This is a genomic window from Ensifer sp. ENS06, from assembly GCF_014852205.1.
Lineage (GTDB): Bacteria > Pseudomonadota > Alphaproteobacteria > Rhizobiales > Rhizobiaceae > Ensifer > Ensifer adhaerens.
In genome coordinates this window covers 177869-190486 of record NZ_JACVBC010000003.1, presented here as the reverse complement: position 1 = coordinate 190486, position 12618 = coordinate 177869, and the positions used below count along the sequence as shown (strand labels likewise).

Genomic DNA, 12618 nt, shown 5'->3' with positions numbered 1-12618 from the left:
AACCTTTCCTGTGCGCTCCGCCGCAAGGGTGGAGTGACGCGCCCCTTCGAGCGGGCGCCAGGCGCATGGCCCGGCTGCCCGCCGAAGTCCCTTGGGAGGGGGAGCTTACTTCTTGATCGAAGCGTTCCAGAAGTACGGCCACGGGGCCGGCGAGACGCCGTCGAGCGACTTCGACTTCGCCGAAAGCGCGTTGAAGTCGCCGATCTTGATGAACGGCACTTCCTCGAAGATCACCTTCTGCACGTCTGCCCAGAGCGCCACGCGCTTGGCCGGGTCGGATTCGGCGTTGAAGGCATCGACCGCCTTGGCGCGCGCAGGCGTATCCCAGTTGCCGGGCGCCTTGGTCGACATCATGCCGATGAGGGCCGGTTCCGGCAGGAAGGGGCTGTGGGTGATGTAGATGTCCCAGAGCGTCGGGTCGGCGCGGCGCTGGGTCAGCGTCGCCCAGTCGACCACCTGCAGATCGACGGTAAAGCCGGCGAGCTTCAGATATTCGGCCGCGACCTGCGCCATCTTGTAGTGGAACTCGTACTGGCGGCTCGTCAGGATGCGCAGCGGCTCGCCCTTGTAGCCGGCGGCCTTCAGGAGTTCGCCAGCCTTTTCCGCATCGGCGATGTTGTAGGCGCCTTCGGTGCCGGCATCGGTCCGCCAGGTAAACTGCGACGGGTAGAGAGCGGCGTCGAGCGCATAGAAGTCTGTGGTGCCGAAGGCTGCCGCCATCATGTCTTCCATGCTGAGCGAAGCGCGGATCGCCTTGCGCAGGTCGAGGTTCTTGGTCATGCCGTTGCCGGAGTTCAAAACAAAGACCGGCCAGCCGAAGGGCTGCAGCATGACGGGTTCGGAAGCGCTCGAACCCTTGACGCGTTCAAAGGATTCGACCGGCAGAGAATCGACATAGTCATACTGGCCGGAAACGGCCGCTTCGACGCGGGTGTTCGGGTCCGGAACCGGCACGAAGCGGATTTCGTCGGCATATTGGTGGCGGGCGCCGCCATAGCCGTTGGCTTCGCCTTCCGGCGACTTGTAGGCATCGTAGCGGGTGAGCTGGATGTACTGGTCCGCCTTGCGTTCCTTCAGCTGGTAGGGGCCGGTGCCGACGAAATCAGTCATCGGCTCGGCCTGCTTTTCGGACGGGAGGACGATTGCCGCGGAGTTGTTGAAGGCGAGCAGCGAAACGAGCGGCGCGTAAGGGGTGGTGAGCGAGATCTTCACCGTCAGCGGGTCGATCGCTTCGATGCCGGAAATCGTCGTTGCCGTCTGCTTGCCGCGCGAGGCGACCTTGGTCCAGCGCTCGAGCGAGGCGACGACGTCCTTCGAGTCGAGATCGGTGCCGTCGTGGAACTTGACGCCCGAGCGCAGCTTGATCGTGTAGGTCTTGCCGTCGGCGCTGATCTCCGGGAGTGCTGCCGCCAGAAGCGGGGTCGGCTTCCAGTCCTTGTCGAAGGTGTAGAGCGTCTCGAAGATGTGTTGCGAGACTATGCCGACCAGGTCGGCCGTCGATGCCATCGGGTCGAGGGTCGGCGGCTCACCGACGGTCGCGACGTTGATCACGCCGCCCTTTTCCTGCGCAAAGGCGAGAGTTGCCGATGCCACCAATGCGGTTCCAATAAGCAATGCGAGTTTAGTCGATTTCATATTTGCTCCTCCTCATATTCCATAGTTATGCTATGTCGTTCTTTATTTTGGAATATAAAAAGGCACAAAGCCGGAAATGTCAACCGGCTGTCGTCGTCGTGTCACAACCGCCGGCAGCGGCGGGCCGGAACCCTTGTCCTGGAGGGTGCATAAGTGGACGGGAGCTATCGGGAAGGCGCGGGATTTGTTAGCCCGGAGTCCGGATTGAAAAGGGAGAAGAGAATGAAGGTCATCGGCCTGATCGGCGGCATGAGCTGGGAGAGCTCGGCGGAGTATTACCGCATCATCAACGAGACGGTTCGCGCGCGCCTGGGCGGCGTCCACTCGGCGAAATCGCTGATGTGGTCGATGGACTTCGGCGAGATCGAGCGCCTGCAGCATCACGGCGACTGGCCGGCCCTGACGGGAGAGATGATCGCCGCAGCGCGACGTCTCGAGGCAGGCGGCGCCGATTTCCTGATGATCTGCACCAACACCATGCACAAGATGGCGGCGGACGTTTCGGCAGCCGTCTCCATTCCGCTGCTGCATATCGCCGACCCGACGGCGGAGAAGATCAAGGCGGCGGGCCTTCGCAAAGTCGGCCTGCTCGGAACGGCCTTCACCATGGAACAGGACTTCTACAAAGGTCGCTTGGCGGAAAAATTCGGTCTCGATGTGCTGGTGCCGGAGGTGGAAGACCGGGCGAAGGTGCACGAGATCATCTACCGCGAACTCGTTGCCGGTATCGTCAAAGACAGCTCGCGCGACGCCTATCGCGCTATCATCGCGCGGCTTGTCGATGCGGGCGCGGAAGCGATCATCATGGGCTGCACCGAGATCATGCTTTTGATTTCACAGGCTGATAGCCCGGTCCCGGTGTTCGATACGACCGAGATCCACGCGCTTGCTGCGGTCGACCTCGCGCTCGGGGACGCCTGACCACGGCCGACTGGCCGTCGGCCGTGGTTGCAAGGGCTAGTGCAAGGTGAATTCCCGGGGTTCGCCCGGAAACAGGCTGAGAAGTGCTATGCCCTGCTGCAAAAGCAGTTCGGCGGCTGGCAAGTCGCCGACCACCAGGTCGTCCGCACAGCCGATGATGATGTTGGCGAGGCTGATCGAGTTCTCGGCGAACCGGTCGTCGCCGATCTCGTAGGCCTTCTCGGCCGTTGCCTCGAGCGCTTCCGCTACCAGCGCCATCATGTTCGAGCGTTCATCCAGCGTCATGGCATCCAGTGTCTTGGCGTCGGGAGTTTTGGCAGTTGTCTGCATGATTACCTTCCCTATTGTTCAAGCCGAAATGGCCGCGCCGGCCGAAGCCGGGGGAAAAGTCTACGACTGGGGTGAGTCCAGGAGGGGAGCCGGCGTCGAACGCGGCTTCTCCATTAAGATCGTGCGTTGCGGTGCGATATGCAAGGAATGGCTACTATGCGGCCGGCGCATGGGTCCGCGGAGGGCGGCCGCCGGGGTAGCACGTCAATGGAGCCCGTTGACCGCCGGATGCGTTAGGCCGTGATATGGGGTGGCCTTGCCGGCCATGCCAGGCTTTCGTCGATCGCCAGGCGATCGGCGGCGCATTCCTGGGCAAGAAAGTCGATGAAGGTGCGAACGGAGGGCAGTAGCCCGCGCCGCGAAGGAAAGACGGCGTGCACGACGCCGGACGCCGGGCGCCATTGCGGCAGCACCGGCACGAGCGTGCCGGCTGCCAGGTCCTTCCAGATCATCATCGTCGGCAGTTGCACGATGCCGGCACCGTCGAGCGCCGCTTCGCGTAGCGCCGCCATATCGTCGGTCAGGAAACGTGGCTCGTGGCGGATGACGGCCCGTTCTCCATCGGCGCTTTCCAGCCGCCATTCATAGGTGTGTGTGGCCGAAGTCCAGGCAAGACTCGGCAATCCCGTCAGTTGCGCGGGCTCAGCGATCGGCGCCTTCAGAAATCCGGGCCTGGCGACGAGATATTGCGAACTGTCGTCGAGCTTGCGCATCACCAGCTCGCTTTTTTCGAGCGGCGGGAACCGGACACGGATCGAAACGTCGAAACCTTCGGCGATCACATCCACGCGCCGGTTGGTGCTTTCCAGCTGCAGGCCGATCCGCGGATGGGCGGTCATGAACCGGGCAAAGAGCCGGCCGAACTGGAACGAGATCAACGCGGTCGGGCAGCTCACCCGGATGATGCCCTGCGGCTCTCCCTGATGCTGCGCGATGAAGGCATCGGCCGCTTCCGCCTCGATTAACACCGCGACGCAGCGCTGGTAATATTCGCGGCCGACATCGGTAACGAAGAACCGACGCGGCGAACGCTGGATCAGCCGAACCCCGATCCGGTCTTCCAGCATCGCAATGCGCCGGCTCAGCCGGGATTTCTGCGTACCGGTTGCCCGTGCCGCAGCCGCAAAGCCGCCATGATCCACGACTTGGACAAAATAATAGAGGTCGTTCAGGTCCTGCATCGTTCTATTCATAGGACGCTGCGTCGAAATTCACAATCTTTTTGCGGCGACGGTCCTGCAGTAGCTTACGTTCAATCACAGCAGATCGGCAACGAAGGCCGCTGGCGGTGATGAAAACCAAACGAAGGAAAGGACTTCCGATGACCAAGCCCTACGTACGCCTCAACAAGGATGATGTTGCCGTCCTGCTCGTCGACCATCAGACCGGCCTGTTGTCGCTGGTGCGCGACTTCGACCCGGACAAGTTCAAGAACAATGTTCTGGCGCTCGGTGATCTCGCCAAGTACTTCAAGCTGCCGACGGTTCTCACAACCAGCTTCGAGGATGGCCCGAACGGCCCGCTGGTTCCGGAGCTGAAGGAACAGTTTCCCGATGCGCCCTTCATTCCCCGTCCGGGCCAGATCAACGCCTGGGACAATGAGGATTTCGTCAAGGCGGTGAAGGCCACCGGCAAGAAGCAGCTGCTGATCGCCGGCGTCGTGACCGAGGTCTGCGTGGCGTTTCCGGCGCTTTCGGCGATCGAGGAAGGCTTCGAGGTCTTCGTGGTGACGGATGCTTCCGGCACCTTCAACGAGGTGACCCGCGATTCCGCCTGGTCGCGCATGACCGCCGCCGGCGTTCAGCTGATGACCTGGTTCGGCGTTGCCTGTGAGCTGCATCGCGACTGGCGCAACGACATCGAGGGTCTCGGCACGCTGTTTTCGAACCACATCCCGGACTACCGCAACCTCATAACCAGCTACAACACCATGGCGGCGCGCAAGTAAGACACGCCAGACGATGAACGACGAAAGCCCCGGCCTGGGATGGCCGGGGCTTTTCGTGTTGTCTGTTGCCGTGGCCTTTATGCGCGGCTGGCGGCCTGCTGGGCGTCGTCTTGTACGTCCAGACGGGCCGCGGGCTTGAGCCGGCCGGTCAAGAGCAGGCTGACGGCGAGGAAGGGCACGAGCACGCCAAGACCGAAGCGCATGTCGCTGTATTCGGCAATCAGGCCGATCAGCGGCGGCCCGAACAGGAAGCCGAGCAGCGCGATGAAGGACAGAATGGCGACGCTCGCGGCCGCCGGCCGGTCCTTCTGGTCGGCAGCGGCTGTGACGGCGAAGGGAAAGCCGACGGATACGCCGAAGCCCATGGCAGAAAAGCCGAGAAGTGCTGCCCAGGCGGCGGGGCTTACCACCACGAGAATGAGCCCGCTAATGCTGGCGATACCGCAGGCACGTGCCACCGCGACCGGGCCGTAGCTCGCCTTCAGCCGGTCGCCGGCAAAGCGCCCGGCAGCCACCATGAAGGCGAAGATCGAGTAGCCGAAACCGGCGCTGGCGCTGGAAAGCCCGAAGATGTCGCGCAGGAAGACCGCCGACCAGTCGGCGACGGCGCCTTCGGTCATGGTGATGCCAAAGACGAAGAAGCAGACGCCAAGCAATGCCCAGCCCGGCAGCTTGCGTCTGGAGGGCGACGCTTCGGCAGCTGCGGCCTCGCCGGTCTTTAGGAGCGGCAGCTTCCGGGCGAAGTAGACGCTGATCGGCAACATGCCTGCGGCCGTCAGCGGCACCGCCCATTCCGGTGCCACGTGCAGCGCCGCGAAGCCGACGCCAACCAGGCTGCCGGTCATGATGCCGAGGCTCCAGAAGCCGTGGCAGGTGCTCATGATCAGCTGCCCGGAGTGCTTCTCGATCGCGTCGGCCTCGACGTTGAGGCCGAGTTCGAGCGTCGTCAGCGCTGCGCCGACGATGGCGAGCGCCACGAAGAGCACCTCGATGTTCGGGGCCCATGTCGGCAGCCAGACGAGCGCCAGAAAGACGACGAAGCCGTAGAGGATGGTCGCACGGCCGCCGATCCAGGCGACAAAACGGCCGGCAAACGGCAGGGTCAGCAGAATGCCGACGGGCATGCCGAGTAGCGCGATCGCCAGTTCCGCCGGGCCGAGGCCGAGCCTTTGCTGCACGTCGGGAATACGCGGCAGCCAGGCGCCGAAGGCGATCGGTTGCAGGAAGAAGATCAGCATGATGAGCCGTTGGTTGGTCATGCGCATTGTTCCCCGGATAGCGTGTCGCGCGATGCACCCTCGGCAGCGGCGGGAGCCGTCGAGCCGATGCGGTATGTGAAGGAATTCTGATATTCTGAAAATTGTTTTCAGAGCTTGTCGCGCAGGGCGGGTCCCGTCAAGGCGAGAAGAGGCCGTCAAGTCGGAAAGCGCTGCCTCTCCGAGCGAATGGCTGTTGGTGTTGCGAATGTGTCGCCACCAATCCTGACATTGGTCTGGTTCCGGTGAAAAAAATGTACACGCCGGAAGCGGCGGGGCCCGACCCGCTGTGCCGTTGCGCGTGCTTTTGTCCTATCGCAGCAATTTCAGCGATCCCGTCAGCGATCTGACCCACTTCAGGTCGCCGGCAAGACCGACGCCGTCAATCGTCTCCTGCCCGAGATCCCGTTCCGGAAATTGCGTCTCGTAGTCAGCATAGCTGTGCAGCGAACGCGCGAAGGCTGGAAACGGCACGACGACACGATCGTCTTCTTTCGGCAGTGCCTTCAGGAGCAGTGCACGGATCGTCGCGCCATCGGCCTGGAGGATCGGCACGGGCCGGTTGGAGCTGATGTCGATGGTGTTCTGCCTGCTGTCCGTCAGCCGCTGGTTGCCGAGGCCGGGCATCGCCGAGCCGATGCCGATGGAAATCGCGGCGATCGTGTTGGCGAGATGACCGGGTGTCAGTTCGGGATTGACGATGATGGCGAGGCGGGTGTCCTGAAGCACGTGGTCTGTTTCCTCTCTGTTTCTCAAAGGCTGTGTCGGCCGGGAGAGTAGACCGTGTGGCGGGGTAGTTTCTTTCGGATGTTGCGAGAAAATATCAAGATAAGGTAGATTCATTCCAGTATTGCCGAAAACGAGATAGAAGATGCCCGCCGCCCTGACACCCGCCGATGTAAAGATCCTGACCGCGCTGCAAAGTGACGGGCGCCTGAGCAACCAGGCGCTTTCGGAGGAGGTTGGCATGTCGACCTCGCCCTGCTGGCGGCGGGTACGGCAACTGGAGGACGACGGCGTCATCCAGGGCTACATGGCGGTACTCAATCGCCGGGAAATTGGCCTTGGGGTGCTCGCCTTCATCCGGGTAAAGATCGACAGCCATACGGAGGCGGAGGCGGACGCCTTCGCCGAGGAGGTGATGAAACTCGACAGCGTCGTTGCCTGCTACAGCATTGCCGGCGATGCGGATTTTCTCCTCCAGGTCGTCTCTGCCGATCTCGATTCCTATTCGGATTTTGCCATGAAGGTCGTGCGGCGCCTACCGTGCATCAAGGAGATGCAGACGACCTTCGTGCTGAAGGAGATCAAGGCCTATGGCGGGCTGCCCCTGCGCGCCTCGGCCGGCCAGCGCTGACCCAAACCACGGTCAGGAGGCGGAGGCCATCAGCGGGTCTTCCCGGACCACCTGGACAAGGAAATCGAGAACGGTGCGCACGCGTAGCGGCACGTTTCTGCGCGAGGGATAGACGACGCTGATCGGCAGGCGCGCCGGCGGGAATGCCGGCATGACGTTGACCAAGCGGCCAGCCTCGATGTCCGGGCAGGCGAGGATATGGGAGAGGATCGCAAGGCCGTTGCCGGCGAGCACCGCGCGATGCACGGCCACGGCACTGTTGGCGACGAGCCGGGGCGCGATGCGCACGAAAACGTCGCCGGAGCCGTCGGAAAACGTCCACTGGCGGCCGTCGCCGGCGCGGCTGTAGCAGATGCATTCATGCTTCCCGACGTCGTCGGGAATCTTTGGCGCGGGGCGCCGGTTCAGATAGTCGGGTGCCGCCACCAGAAACGCGGTCGTCCAGCCGATCCGCCGGCAGATCAGGCCGCCCTCCGACACCGGACCCAAGCGAACCTCCAGATCGATGCCCTCCCCAACCAGTTCCGATGGTTCCTCGCGAAACAACATCTCTACGGAAAGCCCCGGATGACGGGCGAGCAGGGCGGCCAGGCGATCGCTCAGATAGAGCCCGAGCGGCGCGGGCACGGTGAGCCGCACGCGGCCCGCCACGAGGCCGGTCTCGCCGCAGGAAGCCTCGTTCAGAGCATCGACCGCCTCGACAACTTTGAGCGCCATCGGGATCATGTGTTCCCCCTCGGCGGTCAGCGCCAGCGCATTCGTCGTCCGGTGCAGAAGACGCATGCTCAGGTGCTCCTCGAGTGCCGAGACCTGGCGTGATACCGCCGGCTGGGTCAGGCCGAGATCGTTGGCAGCCGCGGAAAACGAGCCGGTCTCCGCCACCCGCAGGAAGGCTCTGAGCGCAGAAACGATGTCCATCCGGCTTCCCCCAAACGTTTCGACATAAGCCTTATGCGCCGAGTTTACCCCCGGCGCGCTTTACTGTCCATCGATTAAGGATATCTTGTATCCATAAGGATAACAGATGTCCTTAATTAGGAGCAAAGCCATGACCCAGCGCCTCAACTACGCCCAGCAGTCACCCGAGTTCTTCAAGAAAATCTCCGACTTCAGCCTCAGCCTGAAGGACAGCGTCATCGAGCAGACAATCCGCGATCTCGTCAATCTGCGGGCTTCGCAGATCAACGGCTGCGCGTTCTGCGTCGACATGCATGTGAAGGAGGCGAAGATCCACGGCGAGAGCGAATTGCGCCTCTACCACGTGGCAATCTGGCGGGAATCGAACCTGTTTGCGCCGCGCGAACGCGCAGCACTTGCCTGGACCGAGGTGCTGACGAAATTGCCCGAGGGCGGCGTTCCGGACGAACTCTATGAGCGCGTGCGCGGCCAGCTTTCGGAAAAGGAGATCTCCGATCTGACCTTTTCCATCATGGCCATCAACGCCTGGAACCGCGTCAGCGTCGCGTTCAAGTCCGTGCCCGGTTCGGCCGACAAGCTCTATGGGCTCGACAAGGCCGGGCTCAACTGAGCCCGCAGCAACCGTCATGCACGGCGGCGCGATGGGCGCCGCCGATGGAGGATCCCATGAAAATCGTCATCATCGGCGGAACCGGCCTCATCGGTTCGAAGACGGTCGAACGCCTGCGCAAGCGCGGACACGAGGTGATTGCCGCCTCCCCGAACACCGGCGTAAATACGATCACGGAAGAGGGGCTCGCCGAAGCGCTCAGCGGCTGCGACGTCGTCGTCGACCTCGCTAACTCCCCCTCGTTCGAGGACAGGGCGGTGCTCGAATTCTTCGAGACGTCGGGCTGCAATCTGCTTGCCGCCGAAAAGGCTGCCGGCGTCAAACACCATATCGCGCTTTCCGTGGTCGGAACCGAGCGGCTGCAGGAAAGCGGCTACTTCCGCGGCAAGCTTGCGCAGGAAAAGCTGATCGAGGCCGGTGGCATCCCCTACACGATCGTGCACTCGACCCAGTTCATGGAGTTCCTGAGCGGGATCGCGCAATCGGGAACCGTCGGCGACCTCGTGCGCCTGTCGCCGGCCTATGTGCAGCCGATCGCGTCAGACGATGTTGCCGATGCCATGACCGACGTGGCGCTCGCCGATCCCGTCAACGGCACGATCGAGATTGCGGGTCCGGAGCGCTCGCGCCTCAGCGATCTCGTCGCCCGCTATCTCAAGGCGATGGGCGACAATCGCAAGGTCGAGCCGGACCGGGAGGCGCGCTATTTCGGCGCTCTGCTCGAGGATGGCTCGCTTGTTTCCGACAACAATCCCCGCCTCGGCCGCATCACCTTCGAAGAGTGGTTCGCAACGGCACCCCGCAAGTAACCGAACAGGAGGCGCGCGCGTCGCGCATCTCCCTCATCTGAAAGGATTTTCGACATGATCAAGTCTCTCCTCACCACCCTCGCCGTTACCGCAACCCTGTTCGGGACCGCCGTCGCCGGTGACGCTGCCAAGGTGACGCACGTCTATGAGCATGAATTGCCGAACGTTCCGGGCAAGAGCATCAAGGGCGTTCTGGTGGAATACGGGCCTGGCGGCTCGTCCGATGCGCACACCCATGCGAGCACGGCCTTCATCTATGCGACGGTGCTCGAAGGCTCGATCCTCAGCCAGGTCAATGATGGTCCAGTCAAGGAATACAAGGCCGGCGAGAGCTTCTCCGAGATGCCGGGCGACCGTCACGGCGTCAGCGCCAACGGCAGCAAGACCGCGCCCGCCAAGCTGCTGGCGGTCTTCGTCGTCGACACCGCCGAAAAGGAACTGACCTTTCCGATGACGAAGTGACGCCATGCCAAGGGCCGGCTGCCAATCGCGCAGCCGGCCCTTCTTCGGCCCAACCGTTGGGGCCAGCCAAGCTTGCCGAGCATCTGCCGGCGCAGGCCTATCTCTACGCTTCGCCTGCTGGCGGCCGGGCGCCGCTCATCCGGCGCGTTCTAGCACCCAGGCAAAGCTTCGCTTCGAGAGATCGGCGGGAATTTCCTTCGAGAGGATTTCCATCAGGTCGGACAGGCGCACGCTTCGCAGCTTGTCGCGCCAGGCTTCGTCCGCCTCCCACATGATGCGCGCCACCGCACAGGGGGTCTCGTCGCAGTAACCGGGCGCCCGGCAGGGATTGTTAGCCCGGATATTGGTGCAGACGAAGGTGCGTGACCTGCCTTCGACCGCCTCGACGATATCGAGGAAAGTCAGTTCCGCCGGCGCTTTCGCCAGTCGGTAGCCTCCCGAAGGACCGAGGGTCGTGTGGACGAGGCCCGCCTGTGACAGGCTCTGCAGCGCCTTCGACAGATACTCCTTCGGAAGTCCGTGGAATTCGGCCAGCGCCTTGGTCGATAGGTAGCGGCCCTCGGGCAGGCCGGCGAGAATGGCGCAACAGTGCAACGCCCATTCGACTTGGCTCTTAAGGATCATACGCTCTAACGATCTTTTTCGTCCGGCAGATGCCGTCCGCATCTATTAAGGACAAAAAATATCCCTATTTTTTCCCTGTGTAAACAGCGCCGTCATGTGCAACAGGAGGGATCATGGTCGTTGTCGTCGGTTTTCTGCTTGTTCTCAGCATCCTGCTGCCGCTTGCCTTCATCTGGCGACTATGGCGGTTGAATGAACCGACGCGGCTTGGCTGGCTGCTGGCGCTTGCAGAGACCGTTGTGCTGCTCACCCTGATAGGGCTTCTCAGCCGCTGGGACATCGCCGGCTTCTGGACCCGGGCGGCGCTGGCCGCGCTCGCGGTCGCGGCATCTTTGGTGTCGTTGCCCCGACATTGGCGCCGGCCCTGGCTGTCGCTGGATCGCGGAGCATTGGCGCGCAGCCTGGTGCCGACCGTAGCCTCTCTTTTCGTCTTCGGAGCAGCACTCGCCTATGTCGCTTGGGGCATCGGCGCGCGGCACGATCCGCGCGGGCTATCGTTTCCGCTGGCCGGTGGTCGCTTCGTCGTCGCTCAGGGCGGCGGCATCGGCGTGCTCAATCATCACAGCGATCACCCGGTGCAACGGCATGCCCTCGACATCACGGCGATCGGCGAGACCGGCTTCCGGGCGTTCGGACTGTTGCCTAGGGATCCCGCCGACTACGCCATCTTCGGCAAGACCGTCGTCAGCCCGTGCGAGGGAGAGATCGTCGCGGCAGTGGATGGGCTGCCCGACCTGCCCCCGCCCGAGGCGGATCGGGGCAACCCGGCTGGAAACCACGTGATCGTTGCCTGCGACGGCATGCGGGTGGAACTGGCGCATCTGCGCAAGGGGAGCGTGACCGCCTTGATCGGGGCGCGGGTTCTCGCCGGCGATCCGATCGGCGCTGTCGGCAACTCTGGCAACAGCACGGAGCCGCATCTGCACATTCATGCCGTCGATGCCGGATCCGGAAAGGCTGTTCAACTGTCCTTCGACGGGCGTGTTCCTTCCCGCAACGCGCAATTCGCCAGGTGAGAACCGATGCGTGGTTGAGCGGGCGGTGCTTTACACGTTCGATCTGAACGGCCAAAGATAGGCCGCTCACGGGAGGAGTTCGTTCATGGACATCAGCACCATGGCTGCCTTTGCGGCCGTCACCTTCATCGCGGTGGTCACGCCCGGCCCGGACGTGATCCTGGCGATGGCCAATGGCTCTCGTTTCGGCATGAAAAAGGCGGTTGCCGGGATGATCGGCGTGCTCCTTTCCGACTTCTTCCTGATCGCCGCCGTGGCAGCCGGCCTCGGTGCCATCCTTGCCGCGTCGGAGTTCTGGTTCTCGGTCGTCAAATATGCGGGTGCCGGCTATCTCGCCTGGCTCGGCTACAAGATGCTTCGGCCCGGTAGAGCCGAGAAAGCGGAAACGCAAGGCGCCGAAAACGGCGATCTCGTTCGCACGGAATCCGCGCTCGCGATCTGCCGCCACAGCATGATCGTGGCCATCACCAACCCCAAGGCCTACCTGTTCTTCTCCGCATTGCTGCCGCAGTTCATCAACCCGGCCGCGCCGCAACTGCCGCAGTTCCTGGCGCTTACCGCCGTGTTCACCGTCGTCGAGTTTGCCGTCATGTTCGGTTACGCTCTTGTCGGCTTCAAGACGACGCAGTTTGCCGCCTCGTCGATGCGGCGCTGGATGGAACGAGGCTGCGGCGGCGCCTTGCTTGTCTCGGCTGCCTCGCTCGCGCTGGTAAAGCGCGTCAACGGATAGGC

General features: G+C 63.1%; 15 protein-coding genes. 8 read left to right on the top strand and 7 right to left on the bottom strand.

Translation table 11 applies throughout. The annotated features are described in order from the left end of the window. Nucleotides 1–105: 105 nt before the first annotated feature. The gene (locus IB279_RS14450) at nt 106–1635 is read right to left on the bottom strand and encodes an ABC transporter substrate-binding protein (RefSeq protein WP_060517714.1); all 1530 of its coding nucleotides are present in this window, start codon (nt 1633–1635) and stop codon (nt 106–108) included. A gap of 222 nt (nt 1636–1857) precedes the next feature. On the opposite strand from IB279_RS14450, the gene IB279_RS14445 reads away from it, so the two are divergent. After that, entirely contained in the window at nt 1858–2556 is a 699-nt protein-coding gene (locus IB279_RS14445; RefSeq protein WP_060517713.1) for an aspartate/glutamate racemase family protein, read from the top strand. A gap of 36 nt (nt 2557–2592) precedes the next feature. Here IB279_RS14445 and IB279_RS14440 read toward each other — a convergent pair whose 3' ends face one another. Beyond that, on the bottom strand, nt 2593–2886 hold the full coding sequence (locus tag IB279_RS14440) for a hypothetical protein (protein ID WP_034787562.1): 294 nt from the start codon (nt 2884–2886) through the stop codon (nt 2593–2595). Between the two features lie 233 nt (nt 2887–3119). Beyond that, entirely contained in the window at nt 3120–4067 is a 948-nt protein-coding gene (locus IB279_RS14435) for a LysR substrate-binding domain-containing protein (RefSeq protein WP_034787561.1), read from the bottom strand. Between the two features lie 140 nt (nt 4068–4207). Between IB279_RS14435 and ycaC the strand changes: the two genes are divergently transcribed. After that, the gene (ycaC, locus tag IB279_RS14430; RefSeq protein WP_034787558.1) at nt 4208–4834 is read left to right on the top strand and encodes an isochorismate family cysteine hydrolase YcaC; all 627 of its coding nucleotides are present in this window, start codon (nt 4208–4210) and stop codon (nt 4832–4834) included. A 77-nt stretch (nt 4835–4911) separates the two neighbouring features. Here the strand turns inward: ycaC and IB279_RS14425 are convergent, their stop codons facing one another. Then, nucleotides 4912–6093 carry an MFS transporter gene (locus IB279_RS14425; RefSeq protein WP_113506019.1) on the bottom strand — a complete coding sequence of 394 codons (1182 nt, stop codon included), beginning with the start codon at nt 6091–6093 and terminating at the stop codon, nt 4912–4914. 309 nt (nt 6094–6402) lie between these two features. Further along, nucleotides 6403–6819 carry a DUF2000 domain-containing protein gene (locus tag IB279_RS14420; protein ID WP_113506010.1) on the bottom strand — a complete coding sequence of 139 codons (417 nt, stop codon included), beginning with the start codon at nt 6817–6819 and terminating at the stop codon, nt 6403–6405. Nucleotides 6820–6961: 142 nt separating this feature from the next. On the opposite strand from IB279_RS14420, the gene IB279_RS14415 reads away from it, so the two are divergent. Further along, entirely contained in the window at nt 6962–7447 is a 486-nt protein-coding gene (locus IB279_RS14415) for an Lrp/AsnC family transcriptional regulator (protein WP_192339315.1), read from the top strand. A 12-nt stretch (nt 7448–7459) separates the two neighbouring features. On the opposite strand, the gene IB279_RS14410 is transcribed toward IB279_RS14415, so the two are convergent. Beyond that, the gene (locus IB279_RS14410; RefSeq protein ID WP_034787550.1) at nt 7460–8365 is read right to left on the bottom strand and encodes a LysR family transcriptional regulator; all 906 of its coding nucleotides are present in this window, start codon (nt 8363–8365) and stop codon (nt 7460–7462) included. Nucleotides 8366–8495: 130 nt separating this feature from the next. Here IB279_RS14410 and IB279_RS14405 point away from each other — a divergent pair, with 130 nt between their 5' ends. From IB279_RS14405 to IB279_RS14395, 3 genes are read left to right on the top strand one after another with little or no spacing between them, the layout of a single operon-like run. After that, the gene (locus IB279_RS14405) at nt 8496–8975 is read left to right on the top strand and encodes a carboxymuconolactone decarboxylase family protein (protein WP_034787548.1); all 480 of its coding nucleotides are present in this window, start codon (nt 8496–8498) and stop codon (nt 8973–8975) included. A gap of 56 nt (nt 8976–9031) precedes the next feature. Further along, on the top strand, nt 9032–9784 hold the full coding sequence (locus IB279_RS14400; protein ID WP_113506018.1) for an SDR family oxidoreductase: 753 nt from the start codon (nt 9032–9034) through the stop codon (nt 9782–9784). Between the two features lie 54 nt (nt 9785–9838). Then, on the top strand, nt 9839–10246 hold the full coding sequence (locus IB279_RS14395; RefSeq protein ID WP_113506008.1) for a cupin domain-containing protein: 408 nt from the start codon (nt 9839–9841) through the stop codon (nt 10244–10246). A 135-nt stretch (nt 10247–10381) separates the two neighbouring features. Here IB279_RS14395 and IB279_RS14390 read toward each other — a convergent pair whose 3' ends face one another. Then, nucleotides 10382–10870, bottom strand: coding sequence for an Rrf2 family transcriptional regulator (locus IB279_RS14390; RefSeq protein ID WP_034787539.1), 489 nt, complete (start codon nt 10868–10870; stop codon nt 10382–10384). 113 nt (nt 10871–10983) lie between these two features. Here IB279_RS14390 and IB279_RS14385 point away from each other — a divergent pair, with 113 nt between their 5' ends. Beyond that, entirely contained in the window at nt 10984–11886 is a 903-nt protein-coding gene (locus tag IB279_RS14385; protein ID WP_113506007.1) for a M23 family metallopeptidase, read from the top strand. Nucleotides 11887–11971: 85 nt separating this feature from the next. Beyond that, nucleotides 11972–12616, top strand: coding sequence for a LysE family translocator (locus IB279_RS14380; RefSeq protein ID WP_060517700.1), 645 nt, complete (start codon nt 11972–11974; stop codon nt 12614–12616). The last annotated feature ends 2 nt before the right edge of the window (nt 12617–12618 follow it).

What these genes read in the sequence shown, in the direction of transcription:
- IB279_RS14450 (WP_060517714.1), bottom strand. Translation starts at nt 1,635, where the DNA reads ATGAAATCGACTAAACTCGCATTGCTTATTGGAACCGCATTGGTGGCA.
- IB279_RS14445 (WP_060517713.1), top strand. Translation starts at nt 1,858, where the DNA reads ATGAAGGTCATCGGCCTGATCGGCGGCATGAGCTGGGAGAGCTCGGCG.
- IB279_RS14440 (WP_034787562.1), bottom strand. Translation starts at nt 2,886, where the DNA reads ATGCAGACAACTGCCAAAACTCCCGACGCCAAGACACTGGATGCCATG.
- IB279_RS14435 (WP_034787561.1), bottom strand. Translation starts at nt 4,067, where the DNA reads ATGCAGGACCTGAACGACCTCTATTATTTTGTCCAAGTCGTGGATCAT.
- ycaC (WP_034787558.1), top strand. Translation starts at nt 4,208, where the DNA reads ATGACCAAGCCCTACGTACGCCTCAACAAGGATGATGTTGCCGTCCTG.
- IB279_RS14425 (WP_113506019.1), bottom strand. Translation starts at nt 6,093, where the DNA reads ATGACCAACCAACGGCTCATCATGCTGATCTTCTTCCTGCAACCGATC.
- IB279_RS14415 (WP_192339315.1), top strand. Translation starts at nt 6,962, where the DNA reads ATGCCCGCCGCCCTGACACCCGCCGATGTAAAGATCCTGACCGCGCTG.
- IB279_RS14410 (WP_034787550.1), bottom strand. Translation starts at nt 8,365, where the DNA reads ATGGACATCGTTTCTGCGCTCAGAGCCTTCCTGCGGGTGGCGGAGACC.
- IB279_RS14405 (WP_034787548.1), top strand. Translation starts at nt 8,496, where the DNA reads ATGACCCAGCGCCTCAACTACGCCCAGCAGTCACCCGAGTTCTTCAAG.
- IB279_RS14400 (WP_113506018.1), top strand. Translation starts at nt 9,032, where the DNA reads ATGAAAATCGTCATCATCGGCGGAACCGGCCTCATCGGTTCGAAGACG.
- IB279_RS14395 (WP_113506008.1), top strand. Translation starts at nt 9,839, where the DNA reads ATGATCAAGTCTCTCCTCACCACCCTCGCCGTTACCGCAACCCTGTTC.
- IB279_RS14390 (WP_034787539.1), bottom strand. Translation starts at nt 10,870, where the DNA reads ATGATCCTTAAGAGCCAAGTCGAATGGGCGTTGCACTGTTGCGCCATT.
- IB279_RS14385 (WP_113506007.1), top strand. Translation starts at nt 10,984, where the DNA reads ATGGTCGTTGTCGTCGGTTTTCTGCTTGTTCTCAGCATCCTGCTGCCG.
- IB279_RS14380 (WP_060517700.1), top strand. Translation starts at nt 11,972, where the DNA reads ATGGACATCAGCACCATGGCTGCCTTTGCGGCCGTCACCTTCATCGCG.